Genomic DNA, 17,811 nt, shown 5'->3' with positions numbered 1-17,811 from the left:
TTTTGGGATCGTACCGGCGCGCGGGACGCCTTGCCGAGCCGCCGGTCGCCGTGCGGCCTCCGGAATGCCCGCGCGAAGACATGGACGAGTGCAGTCCCAAGACGGCGCGCTTGATCGCCATGACGCTGGACAAGCAGTACGCCGCCATTCTGCCGGAAGCACTCGCTCTCCTGGCGAATACCGAACGGCGCCTGCCCGCCTTTCTGCTCCCTGAACTTCTGGACGCCGGACGCCGAAGCCGCGACATCCGTTCCGCGATCCAGAAGGTCGCCGGGCGGCGCGGCGCCTGGCTCGCCGGACAAAACCCCGAATGGTCCTATCTCGCCTCCGAAGACGACAATCGGACATGGACGGAAGGAACAGCCGCCGCTCGCCTTTCCTACTATATACAGATACGATCTACCAGCGCCGAGCAGGCCCGAACATTGCTTGCGGAAACATGGACCCAGGAAGGCGCCGGCGATCGGGCCGCCTTTCTCACCGCCTGGGAAGATAATCTTACGGCGGAGGACGAGCCGTTTTTAGAAAGCGCACTCGACGACCGGTCCAAAGAAGTGCGCAAAACAGCCGTCCTGCTCCTCATCCGCCTGCCCAGTTCGAATCTTGTCCAGCGCACGATCTCCCGCGCCGAGCCTCTGCTTTCCATCCATAAGCCATTGCTCGGAAAAGCCCGTCTGGAGGTCGCGCCCCCGGCCGGCTGCGACGCCGCCGCCGAGCGCGACGGCGTGGAGGTTAAGCCGCCGCAGGGCGAAGGCGAGAAGGCGTTCTGGCTGCGTCAGATCGTCGCCTCTGCGCCACTGGAGTTCTGGACCGGCAAGCTGGGACGAAGCGCGCCGGAACTGGTCGCCCTCGCACGCGGAAGTGACTGGGCCTCCCCTCTGCTGATCGGATGGCGGCAGGCGGCGCGGCGCAGCCGCGACAAAGATTGGCTCGTCGCTCTGATCCACGACGCTCTGGAGAACGATCCCGCCGCCGCATCGACCGTTCCAGAGCTGGCCTCTCGCCTGAGCGCCCCCGACTTTGAAGCGCTGCTTGGCCCGATAATCGCCGGCGTCCCCATGTCCGATAAGCACCCCGCCCTCGCACTCACTCCTCGCCACCCGAGCGGCTGGTCGCTGGAGTTTGCACGCTCCATGGCCAAAGCGATCGTCGCGGGGATCCTTCAGGATCAAACAGGGCGCATGAACTGGTGGAGCTACACCAATCTTCTGTCGGAGATGGGACGCCACGCTCCGCCCCACTTCGCCGGCGAATTTCAGGCGCTCTGGCCCGAGGAGCACCCAACACGCGGCCAATGGGGACGATACGCCGACGAAACCGCGCAGACCCTGACGTTTCGTAATGCTTTGCACACCGCTATTTCCGAGGAGAATACGCCGCTATGACGACGACCTTGCTGCGCCAGCACGCCGAACATCAATATGCCGAGGAGCTCGACGCATTGGCGTCCGCCGACACCCGCCAGCGTCCGCCCCAGTGGAAGCTCTCGCCCTGGGCGGTCGCCACATATCTGCTCGGCGGAACGCTGGAGAATGGCGTGACGATCACGCCCAAGTACATCGGTCCGCGCCGCATCGTCGAGATCGCCGTCGCCACCCTCACCACGGACCGCGCCCTGCTGCTGCTCGGCGTCCCCGGCACCGCCAAGACCTGGGTCTCCGAGCACCTTGCCGCCGCCATCAGCGGCGACTCGACCTTGCTTGTCCAGGGCACGGCGGGAACCAGCGAAGAGTCCATTCGTTACGGCTGGAACTACGCTAAGCTTCTGGCCGACGGCCCCTCGCTTCAAGCGCTCGTCCCCAGTCCCATGATGCGCGCCATGCAGGACGGCAAGATCGCCCGCGTCGAAGAACTGACGCGCATCCCCGCCGATGTCCAAGACTCGCTCATCACCGTCCTCTCCGAAAAAACGCTCCCGATCCCCGAACTCGGCGCGGAAGTCCAGGCAACCAAAGGCTTCAGCGTCATCGCGACCGCCAACGACCGCGACAAGGGCGTCAACGACCTTTCCAGCGCCCTCAAGCGCCGTTTCAATACCGTTGTCCTCCCCTTGCCCGCAACGGCCGATGAAGAAGTCCAGATCGTCCAGCAGCGCTCCGCCAGTCTGGGCCGCGCGTTAGAACTGCCCGCCGAACCGGCGTCGCTTTCCGAGATCCGCCGCATCGTCACCATCTTTCGCGAACTGCGCGGCGGCATCACCGAGGACGGCAAGACCAAGCTCAAGTCCCCCACCTCCACGCTCAGCACCGCCGAAGCGATCTCCGTCGTCAACAACGGCCTCGCCCTCGCCGCCCACTTCGGCGACGGAACCCTCAGCGCCGCCGACATCGCCTCCGGCCTGCTCGGCGCCGTCGTGAAAGACCCCGTTCAGGACCGGTTGGTCTGGCGGGAATACTTGGAGACGGTTCTGAAGGAGCGCGAGGGGTGGAAAGATTTGTACCGGGCTTGCCGGGAGATTACAGATTAGGCGCAAGAGAGAAATAACCCATTTCAAATAATCTTTAATGTACGGTATAATACCGTACATTACAGACAGAAAGAAAGAGGAAATCTTGATGACGCAAGTTAGCAGAACAGCGCGTATTGAGGCGCGGATTGCTCCGCAAGCATTAGAAATTGTGCGGCGCGCCGCCGAGCTTCAGGGACGCAGTGTGAGCGATTTTGTCGTAGCCGCCGCAGAGGCGTTGGCGCACAAGACAATTGAAGAAGCCCACATTATCCGGCTTTCGGTCGAAGACCAGCACCGCTTTGCCGAACTGCTTCTCGACCCGCCGGCGCTCTCACCGGCGATGCATCGCGCAAAAGCGGCGCACGCGCGTCTGATTAGGAACACAACGAATGCCGCAATTCCTGATTGACGCGCTGGCTGCACACAATCGCGCCCGCTTCTCGTGTGGCGTTGAGCCGCTAGATCGATATTTCCGCGAGCAGGTCACGCAGGATATTCGCCGACGCGCCACCGCCTGTTTTGTCGCGGTTGATGAGACTGACGGACGCGTCGCCGGCTATTATACTCTCGCCGCCGGAGCTGTGGCGCTGACCGATCTCCCCGAGCAGCTTGCGAAGCGCCTCCCGCGCTATCCCTCAGTTCCCGTGGCGCGGCTTGGCCGGCTTGCCGTGGATGAAGCCTTCCGAGGACAAGGTCTGGGGGGCGCGCTGCTTTGGGACGCGGCAATGCGGGCCGCTCGGGCGGAGTTGATGGCGTTTGCGCTAGTCGTGGACGCCAAGGACAACCAGGCGGAAGCCTTCTATCTACACCACGGTTTCATTTTGTTGGGTTCTCGGCAGTTGATCTTGCCGCTGGGCAAGATTACTTTTGAACGGCGTTAAATACCCATGCCTTCCTCTCAAACAGCAAGTAAACTCCACATCTTCGGCATTCGGCACCACGGCCCCGGCTCGGCGCGCAGTGTTCTGCGGGCGCTGACGGCGCTTGTCCCGGATGTCATTCTTGTCGAAGGACCGCCCGACGCCGCAGCGGTCCTGCCGCTGCTCGCCCATCCAGAGATGCGGCCGCCGGTCGCACTCCTGCTTTACGATCCCGATCAGCCGCGCCGCTCCGTCTACTACCCATTTGCTGAATACTCCCCAGAGTGGCAGGCGATCCATTACGGCCTGACGCACGAAATCCCCGTGCGCTTTATGGATCTGCCGCAGGCGCATCAAATGGCGATGGAGCGCGTTCAGGAAGAGAAGACAGCCGAGGAGCCGTCGGACGACGAGACAGAGACGCCTGCGGAACCCGAAGCAAAGCTCAGTGAACGTGAGGAAATTCTGCGCCGCGATCCTCTGCGCCTGCTCGCCGAGGCGGCGGGATACAGCGATAGTGAGCGGTGGTGGGAGCATCTGGTCGAACAGCAGCCCGAGGGGCACGATCTGTTCGAGGGGATTACGGAGGCGATGGGTGCGCTGCGCGAAGAAGCGCCCGCCGTTCGCGATGAGCTGGAAGAAGCGCGCGAGGCGTACATGCGGCAGACTATCCGCGCGGCGCAGCGCGAAGGGTTTGCCAAAATCGCCGTCGTCTGCGGCGCGTGGCATGCGCCCGCGCTCGCCGAGATGCCCTCGGCAAAATCGGACAAGGCAATTCTGGACGGGCTGCCCAAGACCAAGATCGTGGCGACCTGGATTCCGTGGACCAATGGACGGCTTTCGTTCGCGAGCGGCTACGGCGCGGGGATCGAATCGCCCGGATGGTATCATCACCTCTGGTCGACGCCGGCCTCACACATCACCGCACGCTGGCTGACACGAGTGGCGCATCTCCTGCGCGCCCAGGACCTCGACGCCTCGCCCGCCAGTATCATCGAAGCCATTCGTCTCGCCGATTGTTTGGCGGCGATGCGCGGTCGTCCCCTCCCCGGTCTCCCAGAAATGAATGAGGCCACTCAAACCGTCCTGTGTTTCGGCAGCGATGTCCCAATGCGGCTAATCGAGCGCGATCTGATCGTCGGCGAAGCGCTCGGACGCGTCCCTGACGAAACGCCCTCCGTGCCCCTGCAGCAGGATCTACAAAAGCTGCAAAAGCGCCTGCGGATGCCCGCCGAGGCGGGATGGCGCGATTATGATTTAGACCTGCGCAAACCCAGCGACCTGGAGCGCAGCGAATTGCTCCACCGACTGCTTCTGTTGGGCGTTCCCTGGGGCGAGACCACCCGCGCCTACGGCGCGAAGGGCACGTTTCGAGAGCCATGGCGCGTGCAATGGAAGCCCGAGTTCGAAGTCTTATTGATTGAAAAGGGAGTATGGGGCAACAGCGTGCGCGACGCCGCCGCCGCGTTCGCCTCAGACGCCGCTGAAAAGGCGCCGGACTTACCCGCGCTGACATCGCTGCTCGACAAGATCCTGATCGCGAACCTTCCCGACGCCGCCCGCAAGTTAATGGCGCGCCTGGAAGAAGCCGCCGCACTCGCAAGTGACGTCGGGCATTTGATGGACGCCCTGCCGCCGCTCGCCAACGTCCAGCGCTACGGAGACGTGCGCGGATCCAGGCTTCCCATCGTCGCGCATGTGCTGGACGGGCTTGTCGCCCGAATCGCCGTCGGCCTCTCGCCCGCCTGCGCTTCGCTGAACGACGACGCCGCCGCCGAGATGGCCGAACGCATCAACGCCACGAACGCCGCCATTCTTCTGCTGCAAAACGAAGAGCATCTGGCGCTATGGCGCGACACCCTTTCGCGCCTTTCGCTGCAAACCAACCTTCACGGCTTGATCGCCGGCCGCAGCGCGCGTCTCCTGCTGGATGGCGGATCGCTCAGCGCCGACGAATGTGCGCGCCGCATGGGGCTTGCGCTTTCCACGGCGTCCGATCCCGCCCAGTCCGCCGCCTGGGTCGAGGGGTTCTTAAAAGGAAGCGGGACGATCCTGCTGCACGACGCCACACTCTGGCGCGTGCTGGACGAATGGGTCTCCAGCCTTACCCCCGACGCCTTTACCCAACTTCTCCCCTTGCTGCGGCGCACCTTCGCCACCTTCACGCCGCCCGAACGGCGGCAGATGGGCGAACGCGTCCGCGACGGCGCCGCGCTGACGGCCGGACATGCTGGCGGAGATGAGGAATTCGATGCGGCAAGGGGCGAAGCGGCGCTGCCGCTGGTTGCGCTGCTGCTGGGGCTTTCGAGACCTATTCCCCCAGCGCTTTAGCGCACTTCCCCCTTTTCCCAGCAAGGCCCTTCGGGCGGGAAAAGGGGTGTTCATCATTACAGCCCAGACGAGTTTTGTCGTTAGGTTTCGGCCCCTCCGCCCCAATTCTGCGGGACCCGATTTCGGATAACGGCATTTTCCGGTCCCCCAGAATTGGGGCGGAGGGGCCAAACACCCACACGAATTGGGGCGGAGGGGCGATATTACTCTTCTCACAAGCCGGAACACTCGCCTGGACGGCAGTTACGAACGCCCCTTTTCCCGCCCGAAGGGCCTTGCTGGGAAAAGGGGAAAGCGCGCTAAAGCGCCGGGGGAATAGGTCACTTCCCAAATACCGAATCATCCATCACCGCCGGCTTCATCGCATAAATATCCAGCGTTTTGACGGTCGCCGCGCCGCCTTCGGCCGTCAGCCGAACGCCGAGGTTCGCCGCAGGGACATCGGAGTGGAACGCATCCAGAACAACGGCGCCGTCGGCGGCGTAGACATCGAGCGCGCCGTTGTCCAGGAAGACATGCAGCTTGAGGTTCGGCCCCATGGAAGCGGGCAGAACGGCGTCCCCTCGGCCGGGGACGTGGAGTGTGCGCGTCGCGACGTCGTATCGGATGGCCAAGGACTGGGAGCCGTCGGCGCTGGTCCGCAGATGCACGGTCACACTCGACGCCGCGCCGGGATCGATGTCCGCGATCAGTTCCAAAGACTTGCCGGAGATTTGATCAGACAGATCGAGCGATCCATTCAGGGCGCGATCAGTGATCTGGACATGCTTGCCGCGCAGACTTTCAAATTTCTTCACGGGCGTCGATACAATGGTCCCGTCTGACGTGATATGCAGTACGCTCGGTAATGTCACATAACCGTTCCAGCCCGCGCCTTCCTCCGTATGCATCCAGCCGTAATAGACCACATCGCCGTCGGCGTTACGCATCAGTTGACTGGCGTAGGAGCCATCGGCCAGCACGCCACGCTTCTCCGTGATGAATCGGCGATTGGCGACATCGAGCTGTCCGACAAACGATTCGACCTTGCCATAGGTTGAGGTCAACAGCATCCACTTGCCGTCGATAAGTGCGATGTTGGGACATTCGATATTATGGATCTGGGCGTCGGGATGCTGGAAGATCGGCCCAAGGTACTTCCAGGCGGTCAGGCCGGGATTGGTCGCCTGGTACATCAGCACGACGCCATGATCGTTCAAGCCGCCGCCGGTGAGCATATAGGTCACGCCATCCTGCTTAAAGAGGAACGGATCGCGCCATTCGGCGACTTTATCGCTTCCATGGTTCGCGTTCGACACCAGCGGGTTCTGGGGCGCCTTGCGCCACGTCTTCAGATCAGGCGACGCCGCGACAGCGCCCCATTGCTCGGGATCGCGGCCGCCGATGCTGGTGTAGAACGCCATCGGGATTCCGTCGGCGCGCGGAAAGATGGAGCCGGAGTAGATATGGTCCTCGCCGGCGCTTCGCGACGGCCAAAGGGCCGGCGGCATCTGGACCCAGTTCACGAGATCCTTGCTGCGGGCGTGCCCCCAGTGCATGTTGCCCCATTTCGGGCCGTACGGATTGAACTGGTAAAAGACGTGATACCAGCCTTTGTAGTAGATCGGCCCGTTTGGGTCGTTCATCCATTGCGCAGGAGCGTGGTAATGGTAAGCCGGACGGCGTGCGTCGGCTTCAGCGGCAGGAACGGCGGCGCGGATCGCGGTCATGGCCGAGGCGAGCAGACGAGTTTGCTCATCGGGCAGTTTCGCGTCTGTCAGCCTGATATCGTCGACGTTGAGATGTCCCCACTGTCCGGTCGCGGTGTCCGTAATTTTCAGGGTCGCCGTTTTTCCATAGAGGTCGGAGACATCCCACTGGTTTCGCTGAAGCTGCTCGCTGTCGCCGCCGGTCGCGGTGCGCACAGAGGTTTCATTCACGATCAGATCGACCCGGTTCTCCGCCGGATGATGACCGCCGCCGACCAAGAAGGAGAGATATTTGCGGCTGATGACAAACGGCGGCGACGTGAGCGTTCCGACCGCCCTATCACTGCCGTCCAGATAAGTATTGATCAGGCCCGCGCCAACGAAGCCGCTCACGGCTTGCTGTCCGCCGATCGCCCCGTGCGCCGGGCCGGCGCCGAACGCCGTTCCGGTCGTGGTCCAGCCATCGGAATAGGCGGCGCCTTCAAAGTCGGCTATCACAATATCCGAAGTCGCTTTAACGGCAGCCTTCGTTACTGTATCAATCTTTACCAAGGACGTCTTAGTTGGGGTCGCGCAGCCGCCAGTTCCCGCGGAGATGAGGACGCCGATCAAAGGCGAAGCGATCAATGCCCGCCGCCCCAGAAGACGCTTGGGCGCGGAGAAAAACAAAAAAATTTGGGCCATGGGATCGCTTTCTAGAGTGGAAATTCGCCGGATGTTTCCGACCACGACGAGCGCAGCGTGCGGACAAGCAATGAGGAAACACGCACGGGCGCGCCTTCGGCGAAGAACTCCAGCGATGGACGCGGGTCGGCGGGGGTCACACAGAACGACAGCGTGGAGCGCCCGCCGTCGACGAAAATCTCAAGCGATGTTCGATCGGCAAGGATGCGCAAATGCATCACTGGTTCGGCGCTCTCGCGGCGAGCGACGCGGCCCAGGCAGGAAATCGTTTGGTCCTGGTGGGCGTATCGAATTTCCCTGCCGCCGATCCGAAATCCGAATACCGCACTGCTGTCGAGCGGGACTTCAAGTTCGATATCGAGAAGGTCTGAAGAGATCTCGGACAGAGGATTTTCACCCGGCGAAACGGACAGGTCGCGCCATTCGCTCCGATCCGTCACGAGCAATGCGATCTCACTCACGGGAGAGCGGAACACCCGCAGACCGTCGGGCGTGTCGCGCAGAGTCATCTCGGTGGGGAAAGTCATCTGCTGATTGAACGGCATCCCAGGATAAACACCGCCCGCCATCCATCCGATCTGAATCCGACGGCCGTCCGCCGGCGGGATGTCGCTGAACGTCTGCGCCGCATAGAAGTTCGAGCCGAAGTCCATGGCGTAAGGCCCGGCGATTTCCGTGAACACAGCGCCATCAAAGCGGCCGATCAGATAGTGACTGTTGGCGGCGGCGAAGACCCAGCGCTCCTCGTCCGGCGCGCCCTGTACGGTCATGGGGAAGAAGTCCGGACATTCGCTGGAGTTAGGGATCGACAGGGTCTGGATACGGTTCCAGCGCTTCAGATTAGGTGAGGTAAAAAGCGCGAAGCTCTCACCGTCCAGAAACAGCGCCATCACCCAGAACTGGCCTGGCGCATACCAGATCACCTTGGGGTCGCGGTTCTCCCCAACGACGTGAGGCAGAACGGGATTGCGGGCGTACTTCGTCCATATGCGTCCACGGTCGTTGCTGTACGCCAGACACTGGGTAAACGGCTGGCCCTCGGATTCTGGAGACGAACCGCCGGCGGCGGTGTACATCGCAACAATCGTCGGCTCCGCGCCAGTCTGAAACCCGGCGGTGTTGTCGTGGTCGATCACGGCGGAGCCGGAATAGATCGTGCCCAGATGATCGGGCTCAATCGCATCTTCGATCTGACGCCAGGTCACAAGGTCCGCGCTCACGGCGTGCCCCCAGGTCATATTCCCCCAGTTGTTATCCGTGGGATTATGCTGAAAGAACAGATGGTATTCGCCCGCGCAATAAACAAGGCCGTTCGGGTCGTTCAGCCAGTTGCGCCGCGCCGTGAAGTGAAACTGCGGCCTGCCGCTTTCCTGATAATCCACGGCCTCGGCGGGCGGCGGGTTTGCGATCGTCTTACTCATGCGTCACTCAATTCCTAATTGCTTTTGAATGTTCTCCAGCGAAACGCCTTTGGTTTCCGGCATTCGGGTCAGCACCCAAACGAGCTGGCCGACGCTGCACAGGGCGTAGAAGGCGAAGGTCATCCAGCCGGCGTACGCGGCGATGATCGGGAAGGTCCAGGAGATTGCGGCGGCCATCACCCAGTGCGTGAAGCTGCCCAGCGCCTGCCCCTGGGAACGGACCCGGTTCGGGAAGATCTCGCTGATGAAGACCCAGATAACCGCGCCCTGACCGAAAGCGTGTGAAGCGATAAAGACCAGCAGGCTCGCCAGCACCAGCGGACCACCGGTGTGCGTGTAGAAAAGATACGCGGTCACACTCAGGCTGATAATGTACCCGATGGAGCCGACCAGCATCAGCTTGCGCCGGCCGATCTTGTCGATCACGGTCATGGCGGCCATCGTGAAGGCCAAATTGACGATCCCGACAATGACCGGCTGCAGGAACGCCGATTCTTTGCTCGCTCCCGCCATCGTGAAGATCTCCGAGGCGTAGTACATCAGCGCATTGATCCCGGAGAGCTGATTGAACATGGCGATCGCCACGGCGAGCATGATCGGCTTCGCATACTTTCGGGTGAAGAACGGCTCGTCCGTCGCATGATGCTCCGTATCGAGCGACTGCTGAATCTCTCCGACAAGCGTGTCGATATTGCGGGCGCTTGCGCCGCACCGCAGCAGCACCTCCCGCCCCTCGCTCGCGCGGCCCTTCGCAATCAGCCAGCGCGGGCTTTGCGGCGTCGTGAAGAGAAGGGCAAAGAACGCCACCGCCGGCGCGGCCTGCACGCCGAACATCCATCGGTATTGAACGTCGCCCAGGTTCATGCTGCTGATGATATAGTTCGAGAGATACGCCAGCAATATTCCCAGCACGATGTTGAACTGCGTGACCGACACCAGCCGTCCCCGGAACTTCGCCGGCGCGATCTCGGCGATATACATCGGCGAAACCACGGAGGCCCCGCCGACCGCAAGGCCGCCCAGAAACCGAAAGGCGACAAAGACCCAGAGGTTGTTCGCCATCGCGCATCCGACCGCCGTCACAAAGTACAGGATCGCCAGAACGAAAAGGATCTCACGGCGCCCATACTTGTCTGCCGGCTTGCCGACCGCGATCGATCCGATCAGGGTGCCGATCAGCGCGCTCGAAACCGTAAAACCCTTCATTGCGGGAGAAAGGTGATAGATGGATTGCAGCCAGTCCGTTGCCCCGGAAATGACGGCCGTGTCGAACCCGAAGAGCAGTCCTCCGAGGGCGGCGACAATCGCGGCGCAAATAACGACGGAATTGATTTTGGAGTCGTCTTGGCCAGCCCCTGCCCCCGCCCCCGCCCCCGCCCCCGTCGGCGATGCATCGAGCCCCTGTCCTTGTTCATTCACCAGCATACGATGTATTCCTCTTTATTTCCAAACGCCGTCATGACGCGGCGTGTGCGCGAACAACTCCGGACACGAAAGGAGCGAACTTTTTGCCGCCAAAACTCTTGATCTGCATTCGGATTTCGTCCGTATAATCCGGAACCGCGCCATTCCGGGTCGCGACGTAGGCGCCGAGAACATTGCCGTAACTGGCCGCTTCCGCCGCCGAGCCGCCCCGCAGCCAGGTCGCGAGAAATGCGGCGGAAAAGGCGTCGCCCGCTCCCACGGCGTCCCGCACCGTGATATTGCGGCCCTGAATGTGCGTGACGCCGGTGTCGTCCGCCGCCAGACACCCGCGAGCGCCCAGCGTGACTAGCACCACATCCATCGAATAAGCCGACCGCAGTAAGTTTGCGAACTGCCGCTCACTCATCTCACGCCCGAATAGTATTCGAGAGAGAAAGATTGCTTCTGTATCATTTACCTTTACGATATTAGCTTGATGCAAACCCCATTCGATGATCTCTTTCGAATAAAACTCCTGACGCAGATTCACGTCGTAGAACGTCGGCGCGTCCGGCAGGGCTTCCAGCAGATCATGCAGGGCGCTTTGGGAAATGGGACTGCGCTGCGCGAGCGTACCAAAACAAACGGCGTCGACTTTCAGCGTCGAGGGGGCGCGGCGTATGTCGGAAGGCAGCTCGATAAAATCCCAGGCGGCTGGTTCATGGATCGTGTAGCTCGGCTGTCCGACATCCGAAAGGCTTACCGTGACGGATCCTGTCGCATGCTCACCGCACATCACGCCGGTCATATCAACGCCAAGTTTTGCCGCTTCTACAATTGCGACGCGTCCGAGGTCATCGTCCCCCACACAGGAGATCATTCGGGCATTCATCCCAAGCCGGGCGGCGTGCGCCGCCAGATTGAAGGGCGCGCCGCCAAGATAGGGCCGGCCGTCGATAATGTCCCACAGGACTTCGCCAAAGGAAATAAGAGTCGGAGCGTCATTCAAAGTCATAAGAGCACACGGACAGTCCAATCAAAATTTATTGCTATTTGTTATGTCGTCCCCTTTGGCAGGAAGACGCTCGGTACGGTCACGTGTCGCGGGGGGCAGGTTACCGCTCCTTCGATCCGCTCGCGCAGCATGGCGACCGCGATGCGGCAGAGTTCGTCCACCGGGTTCTTGATCGTGGTCAGCGGCTTGTCGAGACAATCGCCTTCTTCAATCCCATCCACGCCGACGATCGCGATATCCTCGGGAACGCGCAGTCCGGCGCGCAGAACGCCGTGGTAGACGCCGATCGCAATATGGTCATTGTGGCAGATCAGCGCGGTCGGCCGCTCTGAAGGCGGCATCGATGCGATGTACAAACCCAGGTTCAGTGCGCCGCGCCGGCTGTTGTCGTCCAGCTTCATGGACACAACCGCCACGCCACGGTCATGGGCGGCGGCGTATAGCGATTGGTGTCGCTGTTTCACAAACAGGTCAAACGGATCGTAAGGAGTGATCACACCGATCCGTTTGTGGCCGCGCTCGAAAAGATGCTCCGCCGCCGCCGCCATGGCGGGCCGCAGATCGAACTGAACCGTATCGCGATGCGCGTCCGCCGTCGAATCCAGATAGACGACTGGAACATGTGAGACCGGCGCGCCGAGGATACCCTCAGAGACGCGTCCAATTGCGGCGTGCATGAGAATGCCATCTACCGGCCAAACGGACAAAATCTCGGGACGGGCCTTGGCGATATAGGGAATCGAGGCATCCACCAGACGCCGGTATCCCCCCTCCGCGATCGCCGTCTCACTGGCGCCGAGCAACTCGGTGAAGAACGGGTTTTCGATCCCGGTCATCAGCACACCGATCAGCTGGGTCTTGCCACGAAACAGCGACTTCGCCATCTGATTGGGCACATACCCCAGCTCGGTCGCCGCTTTTCGAACCCGCTCCTGTGTTTCCGGAGCAATCCTCGCCTCTACGTTGCCATTCAGCACATGCGATACGGTCCCGCGAGAGACATTCGCGCGGATCGCCACATCTTTAATTGAGATTCGCATGTATGAATTATGGCGCGAGATCAAATGAAATCGTGAATTTGCGAGAGAAGCGCCGGACACAATGCTGCGGCCGGCGCTCCATGGCAGTGGATTGCCCGTTTAATTCGGGCTGAACGTCGCCGTATATCGCGGGAAGTTGGCGTTTCCCGGGAAATCGGTGCCGGCGGCGTTGTTATATCGATTCGGCTGGTCGGTGGCGTTGAATGCGGCGTTGCCTCCGCTGGAAACCCGAGCGCCGGGGATCCATTTGGCGTGGCCATCAGCCATGAGATACGTAGAGGCGTCGGTGTGACGGCCGGGAGTGCCGTCAAGCCCGCCCGTGTTCAAGTCGACCGGGCCGGTGGAGACCTTTGCCTGAGAATCGTAAGCGCCGGATGTCACTCCAAGGCAGCCGCCGGATGCGCTTGTGACCACGGAGAAGTGCGTGGCCGCAGGCGTGCTGGACTTTCCTTCGTCAACCGACGTGATGTTGGCCAGGTTGTTAGTAACCTCGCAAAGCAGCACGGTCTGGGCCGGAGCGTTGAAGCCGGCGAGCTTCCCGAGCGGTCCCTGGGGATTGCCGAAGCCTGGAGTGAGGTACGAGTTAATGATATGCGTATTCATGGCGTAGGAGACTTCGTACATCGGCGGATTTGCCGATGGCTGGCTCGGCGTTTTATCGTCGGGGCAGAGGTACACGCCGGTCGATTTGACGTACGGATAGATTTCACCCGCCCATCCAATGCCGAAATGGTCATTGCCGGAAAGGACGTTGGGGATGGATCCAGCGGGGAACGTCTCGTCGTTATCCTGGACATACTGCATGAAGCCAAGACCAAGCTGCTTCTCATTCGACAGACAAGAGGTCTGCCGCGCCTTCTCGCGCGCCTTGGCGAAGACGGGGAAGAGGATGGCGGCAAGTATCGCGATAATCGCGATGACAACGAGTAATTCAATCAAAGTAAAACCGAAAGATTTGCGTGATTGTGCGGAATTCATTTTTGTAAATCCTATAGATGAAAAGACGTTAATCGAGACTGATCTGAGTATAGCACTACTAGTATTGCATGTCAAGAATTATTTATAAAAGGCTCCTTTGTTCATGCCGTTCGTTAAATCGCACTCCAGGTGGCGGCGTAATTCGGGAAGTTATTGTCGCCCGCGAAGTCGGCGCCGGCGGCGTTGTTAAAATAGGCTCCGGCAGGTGTCGGCGCGCTGGTGGGCGTCGCGGCGTCATTCGCGCCGGGGCAGACTTGAGAAGGCCGCAGCCATTTGGCGTGGCCGTCCGAGAAGAGATAGCTCGCTCCTTCGGTATGCCGTCCATCCTTCTGGCTAATGTCCTTGTTGTAGCCACCGACATAACCCGTAGCGCCCTTGACTGTCGGCGAATCCGAGCCGCCATGCACCTGACCGTCAAAGAATGCGTTTCCGGTGCTGCCAGGGGAGACATTGTCCACGGCGCCGCCTTCGTTCGGAGTTGAGATGCGACCGAATGCGTTCGTACACTCGGAAAGCAGCACGGTCTTGGCGGGCGACGTAAACGCAGAGAGCTTGCCGAGCGTAGTCGGCAGGCCGTTGCCGGCATTGAAGCTGTTCGGGATCAGAGCGTTATAGGCGTATGAAACGGGATAAACCGGCGGGACGGCGCTCAGATTGCCGGTCGTGGAATCGTCCGGGCATTGGAATACGCCGGTACTCTTGACGTATGGATAGATCTGACCGGCCCAGCCAGCGCCCAAATTACCGCCGAAATTCAGCTGCGAGCCGATAGGAAGAGTCTCATCGTTATCCTGACTGTATTGCATAAATCCCAAACCAATCTGCTTCTCATTCGAAAGACAAGATATTTGGCGGGCCTTTTCGCGAGCTTTCGCAAAGACAGGAAAGAGAATAGCGGCTAAAATCGCGATGATTGCAATAACCACGAGCAACTCTATCAAAGTAAATCCACGTAAGTTCTTCGATTGATACGTCTGCATTGTCCGAACCTCCAAAAGGTATGATAATCAAACCCGAAGCCGGGGTACAACTACTATAGCACAACTAGTATTGCATGTCAACAGAATTTTCTTGCTCGCATTTCATACACGGAAATTGGCGTAGAATCTGGGTAGGTGGATCCTACTTGCCCATCGTGTCCGCCGTTTGTCCCAAACGAACGATGGCCCGCTCGACGTCTTCAGACCAGAAGGCGGCGTTCAGGCGAATGCAATTTCGATACTTTTGTTTGGCGGAAAAGAGAGGACCAGGCGCGATGGTCATTCCCGCCGTCAGCGCCCATTCGTAGAGCTTCAGCGCGTCGACACGCGGGGGACACTCGACCCACAGCACGTAACCGCCTTCGGGGCGGGTAACACAGGTTCCGGTGGGAAAGGCGCGGCCGACCGCCTGCCCCATCAGCAGCACCTGCCGGGCGTAAACTTTGCGGATCTTACGCAAGTGGTGGTCGTAGCCGCCGTTGGCGAGGAAATCGGCGACCGCAAGCTGGGTCGGCGTCGGGCAGGCGAGGCTGCTCGTCAGCTTCAGCCGCGTCATTTTGTCCATGAAGCGACCGGCGACCGCCCACCCCACCCGGTATCCCGGCGCGAGGGTCTTCGAATACGACGAGCAAAGGATCACCCACCCGTCTCGGTCGAACGCCTTGCAGGTCTTCGGGCGCTCGTCCGCGAAGCCGATATCGCCGTAGATATCGTCCTCGATCAGCGGGATCTCCCGCTCAGAAAGCATCTCCACCAGTTCGCGCTTGTGATCGTCCGGCATGCACCCGCCCAGCGGGTTGCTGAAGTTGCTGACAACGACGCAGGCGCTCACCTCATTTTCTCCCAGAGCGTAGCGAAGCGCCTCCAGACTGATCCCCGTGCGCGGCGAGGTTGGGATCTCCAGCGCCTTAAGCCCCAGCTGCTCGATGCATTGCAGGATCCCATAGTACACCGGCGATTCGATCGCTACCGTGTCGCCCGGCTGGCAGACGGCCCTCAGCGCGAGACTGATCGCTTCCTGGCTTCCGCAGGTCGTCAGGATCTGGTCGGGCGAGAGCGTGCATCCGGCGCCAAGCGCGCGCCGCGCGATCTGCACGCGCAGCGCTTCCGCGCCGAGCGGGCCGTTGTACGCCACGCTCAGGACGCCGTGCCGGCGCGTGACCGCTGCGATCGTCCGGCTCAGCTTGCCGATGGGAAGCAGTTCGGGATTGGGGATCGCCGCGCCCAGGTGCAGAAGATTGGGGTTGCCGATGTCGCGCATCAGCATTCCATGGAAGTCGCTGAGACTGACGGCGGTGGGGGTGCGCGACGGGCGAGAGACCTCGGGCTCGGCAGGCGCCTCCTGCCGCGCGAGACGCACGTAGTATCCCGACTGCGGGCGCGCCTCGATCAGCCCACGATCTTCCAGAACCCGGTACGCCTCCATAACCGTCGAAATACTCACTTGCAGCTGCTGGCTGAGCTTGCGCACGGACGACAAGCGGTCGCCCGGCTTGAAAGTACCCTCATCGATCAGGCGTGTCACACGCGCCGCAACCTCTTCGTAAAGCGTCCCGGACCGGACGCCATTGTCTTCCGTGGTAATCATGCCTCCATGATACCTGCCCTCGCTCTTCAAGCATAGGGGCAATTCCCTCCAATCATGACCAGTACAGTGAAATATTTACCAATCTGTACCGGTCACAATTCACGGAATTTACGTCTGTACTCTTCGCGCGCATCCCGCCATAATAGAGTCATGAAAGCGCAAACACTCAATGTCGAGCAGGCGCCCGCTCCCATCCGAACCGACACGGATCACAAGTCCAGGGACGCGGACGAAGTTTCATTGATTTCCGGCGGCCTGTTCCGCCTGGACGCTCGTCGGACCGGCGGCGCCGTCGCCTGCCTTCAAGGCGAATGCTGGGTAACACAAGAAGGCGACGCCTCCGATTACCATCTCTCCGTCGGAGACATATTTCAGATCACACACCGAGGGCGCGTCCTCGTGCAGGGCATGGCGCGAGGAGCGCGTATTTGCGTGTACTAACATCACAACGCCTTTCTGGCTCCCGCTCTTTCAGTGAGGCGCGGGAGTGGAGCCAAGAATAGCGTGCCGATTGCTAAGGAATACGCTCCAAAGTGCGTGAGAAAATGCGGACGAGATGATCGCCCGACGTTACCCAGTCGGGCCTACAGCAGTGAGCGCGGCCCTCAGAGGAAAGTCGCGCCACTGCAAATACTCTCAGTCGCTTACCTTAAGATGAATGACCACAGCTGCTGACATCCGCCGCCATTCCACGCCCATAGCTGAATACGGGTGTTGTTGGCGCCTGAGCAGTTTTGGCCGTCGAGGACGTCATGCGTACCGTCGGATTTCGTTCCGGCAGTGCTGATCCGGTAATTTCCAGTGGAGATCTGATCGATTGCCCATTGCTGGCAGTCGCGGTTGACGAAATCATAGAGCTGTATCAGCGTGCCGTTGTTCGGATTACACCCGGAACAGTCCAGGCTGCGTCCGATCGTTCCGTCGGGATTGATCGTACGGATCGAGTAATAGCCGTTGTTCAGGCTGTTAATCTGCCATTTTTGACTATTAAACCCACCCCACTGATAAACTTGAATGGGCGTGTTATTCCCATTATTGGTGTTTAAACAATCAAGAGCATTTCCGGTTGTTGTTGCGACGATCTCGTAGACGCCGTTGGGAATTGTGGACGCCCCGATCCCGTTATTGATCGCCGCGGCGTAAGCCGTCGCGTTGCCTTGGAAGCCATCGTAGAGCCACATCCAGCCACCGTTAGTCCCGCACTGATTCTTCCAGCCGTTCATCCGTGATTGCACGGTGGCTGCGCTATTGCCGGCGCTGTCTAAGCCGGGATAAACGGGAATGCCATTAAAGTTCCAAGAGCATGGATTGTTGCCGCCGCCGCCCGAGTAGCATTGCAGGTGAACGCTATCGATCGTGCCGCCGCGCTGGCT

15 protein-coding genes are annotated in these 17,811 nt (G+C 60.7%); 6 read left to right on the top strand and 9 right to left on the bottom strand.

Features of this window, described 5'->3' with window-relative positions:
• The 5 genes from ABIZ35_RS00620 to ABIZ35_RS00600 all read left to right on the top strand — a co-directional run.
• A partial coding sequence (locus tag ABIZ35_RS00620) for a DUF5691 domain-containing protein (RefSeq protein ID WP_348217937.1) occupies window positions 1-1,385 on the top strand: 1,385 nt, incomplete at its 5' end.
• The gene (locus ABIZ35_RS00615) at window positions 1,382-2,467 is read left to right on the top strand and encodes an AAA family ATPase (RefSeq protein WP_348217936.1); all 1,086 of its coding nucleotides are present in this window, start codon (window positions 1,382-1,384) and stop codon (window positions 2,465-2,467) included. The genes ABIZ35_RS00620 and ABIZ35_RS00615, both read left to right, overlap by 4 nt.
• An 88-nt stretch (window positions 2,468-2,555) precedes the next feature.
• Window positions 2,556-2,858, top strand: coding sequence for a DUF1778 domain-containing protein (locus ABIZ35_RS00610; protein ID WP_348217935.1), 303 nt, complete (start codon window positions 2,556-2,558; stop codon window positions 2,856-2,858).
• A complete protein-coding gene (locus ABIZ35_RS00605) occupies window positions 2,839-3,330 on the top strand; it encodes a GNAT family N-acetyltransferase (protein WP_348217934.1) in 492 nt (163 codons plus the stop codon). The genes ABIZ35_RS00610 and ABIZ35_RS00605 overlap by 20 nt, the downstream gene beginning before the upstream one ends.
• A 6-nt stretch (window positions 3,331-3,336) precedes the next feature.
• Window positions 3,337-5,640, top strand: coding sequence for a DUF5682 family protein (locus ABIZ35_RS00600; RefSeq protein WP_348217933.1), 2,304 nt, complete (start codon window positions 3,337-3,339; stop codon window positions 5,638-5,640).
• Between the two features lie 320 nt (window positions 5,641-5,960).
• Here ABIZ35_RS00600 and ABIZ35_RS00595 read toward each other — a convergent pair whose 3' ends face one another.
• From ABIZ35_RS00595 to ABIZ35_RS00560, 8 genes are all read right to left on the bottom strand, one after another.
• Window positions 5,961-8,012: a glycoside hydrolase family 32 protein gene (locus tag ABIZ35_RS00595; RefSeq protein WP_348217932.1), complete on the bottom strand. Its 2,052-nt coding sequence runs from the start codon at window positions 8,010-8,012 to the stop codon at window positions 5,961-5,963.
• A gap of 11 nt (window positions 8,013-8,023) precedes the next feature.
• Complete coding sequence (locus ABIZ35_RS00590) at window positions 8,024-9,433, bottom strand: glycoside hydrolase family 32 protein (RefSeq protein WP_348217931.1); 1,410 nt, start codon at window positions 9,431-9,433, stop codon at window positions 8,024-8,026.
• Between the two features lie 3 nt (window positions 9,434-9,436).
• Window positions 9,437-10,858, bottom strand: a complete 1,422-nt coding sequence (locus ABIZ35_RS00585; protein WP_348217930.1) for a sugar porter family MFS transporter — start codon at window positions 10,856-10,858, stop codon at window positions 9,437-9,439.
• 31 nt (window positions 10,859-10,889) lie between these two features.
• Window positions 10,890-11,852, bottom strand: coding sequence for a carbohydrate kinase (locus ABIZ35_RS00580; protein ID WP_348217929.1), 963 nt, complete (start codon window positions 11,850-11,852; stop codon window positions 10,890-10,892).
• A gap of 41 nt (window positions 11,853-11,893) precedes the next feature.
• Window positions 11,894-12,892 carry a LacI family DNA-binding transcriptional regulator gene (locus ABIZ35_RS00575; RefSeq protein WP_348217928.1) on the bottom strand — a complete coding sequence of 333 codons (999 nt, stop codon included), beginning with the start codon at window positions 12,890-12,892 and terminating at the stop codon, window positions 11,894-11,896.
• A 99-nt stretch (window positions 12,893-12,991) separates the two neighbouring features.
• Window positions 12,992-13,870 carry a DUF1559 domain-containing protein gene (locus ABIZ35_RS00570; RefSeq protein WP_348217927.1) on the bottom strand — a complete coding sequence of 293 codons (879 nt, stop codon included), beginning with the start codon at window positions 13,868-13,870 and terminating at the stop codon, window positions 12,992-12,994.
• A gap of 113 nt (window positions 13,871-13,983) precedes the next feature.
• Window positions 13,984-14,850, bottom strand: a complete 867-nt coding sequence (locus ABIZ35_RS00565) for a DUF1559 domain-containing protein (protein WP_348217926.1) — start codon at window positions 14,848-14,850, stop codon at window positions 13,984-13,986.
• Window positions 14,851-14,992: 142 nt separating this feature from the next.
• Window positions 14,993-16,438, bottom strand: a complete 1,446-nt coding sequence (locus tag ABIZ35_RS00560) for a PLP-dependent aminotransferase family protein (protein WP_348217925.1) — start codon at window positions 16,436-16,438, stop codon at window positions 14,993-14,995.
• 150 nt (window positions 16,439-16,588) lie between these two features.
• On the opposite strand from ABIZ35_RS00560, the gene ABIZ35_RS00555 reads away from it, so the two are divergent.
• Entirely contained in the window at window positions 16,589-16,879 is a 291-nt protein-coding gene (locus ABIZ35_RS00555) for a DUF2917 domain-containing protein (protein ID WP_348217924.1), read from the top strand.
• A 203-nt stretch (window positions 16,880-17,082) separates the two neighbouring features.
• On the opposite strand, the gene ABIZ35_RS00550 is transcribed toward ABIZ35_RS00555, so the two are convergent.
• On the bottom strand, window positions 17,083-17,811 hold a 729-nt coding region (locus ABIZ35_RS00550; protein ID WP_348217923.1), incomplete at its 5' end, for an RICIN domain-containing protein.

This window comes from Capsulimonas sp. (assembly GCF_039929585.1).
Classification (GTDB): Bacteria; Armatimonadota; Armatimonadia; order Armatimonadales; family Capsulimonadaceae; genus Capsulimonas.
This window is presented reverse-complemented; position numbering and strand designations above follow the sequence as displayed.

What these genes read in the sequence shown, in the direction of transcription:
- ABIZ35_RS00585 (WP_348217930.1), bottom strand. Translation starts at nt 10,858, where the DNA reads ATGCTGGTGAATGAACAAGGACAGGGGCTCGATGCATCGCCGACGGGG.
- ABIZ35_RS00590 (WP_348217931.1), bottom strand. Translation starts at nt 9,433, where the DNA reads ATGAGTAAGACGATCGCAAACCCGCCGCCCGCCGAGGCCGTGGATTAT.
- ABIZ35_RS00600 (WP_348217933.1), top strand. Translation starts at nt 3,337, where the DNA reads ATGCCTTCCTCTCAAACAGCAAGTAAACTCCACATCTTCGGCATTCGG.
- ABIZ35_RS00595 (WP_348217932.1), bottom strand. Translation starts at nt 8,012, where the DNA reads ATGGCCCAAATTTTTTTGTTTTTCTCCGCGCCCAAGCGTCTTCTGGGG.
- ABIZ35_RS00580 (WP_348217929.1), bottom strand. Translation starts at nt 11,852, where the DNA reads ATGACTTTGAATGACGCTCCGACTCTTATTTCCTTTGGCGAAGTCCTG.
- ABIZ35_RS00610 (WP_348217935.1), top strand. Translation starts at nt 2,556, where the DNA reads ATGACGCAAGTTAGCAGAACAGCGCGTATTGAGGCGCGGATTGCTCCG.
- ABIZ35_RS00560 (WP_348217925.1), bottom strand. Translation starts at nt 16,438, where the DNA reads ATGATTACCACGGAAGACAATGGCGTCCGGTCCGGGACGCTTTACGAA.
- ABIZ35_RS00615 (WP_348217936.1), top strand. Translation starts at nt 1,382, where the DNA reads ATGACGACGACCTTGCTGCGCCAGCACGCCGAACATCAATATGCCGAG.
- ABIZ35_RS00575 (WP_348217928.1), bottom strand. Translation starts at nt 12,892, where the DNA reads ATGCGAATCTCAATTAAAGATGTGGCGATCCGCGCGAATGTCTCTCGC.
- ABIZ35_RS00570 (WP_348217927.1), bottom strand. Translation starts at nt 13,870, where the DNA reads ATGAATTCCGCACAATCACGCAAATCTTTCGGTTTTACTTTGATTGAA.
- ABIZ35_RS00555 (WP_348217924.1), top strand. Translation starts at nt 16,589, where the DNA reads ATGAAAGCGCAAACACTCAATGTCGAGCAGGCGCCCGCTCCCATCCGA.
- ABIZ35_RS00605 (WP_348217934.1), top strand. Translation starts at nt 2,839, where the DNA reads ATGCCGCAATTCCTGATTGACGCGCTGGCTGCACACAATCGCGCCCGC.
- ABIZ35_RS00565 (WP_348217926.1), bottom strand. Translation starts at nt 14,850, where the DNA reads ATGCAGACGTATCAATCGAAGAACTTACGTGGATTTACTTTGATAGAG.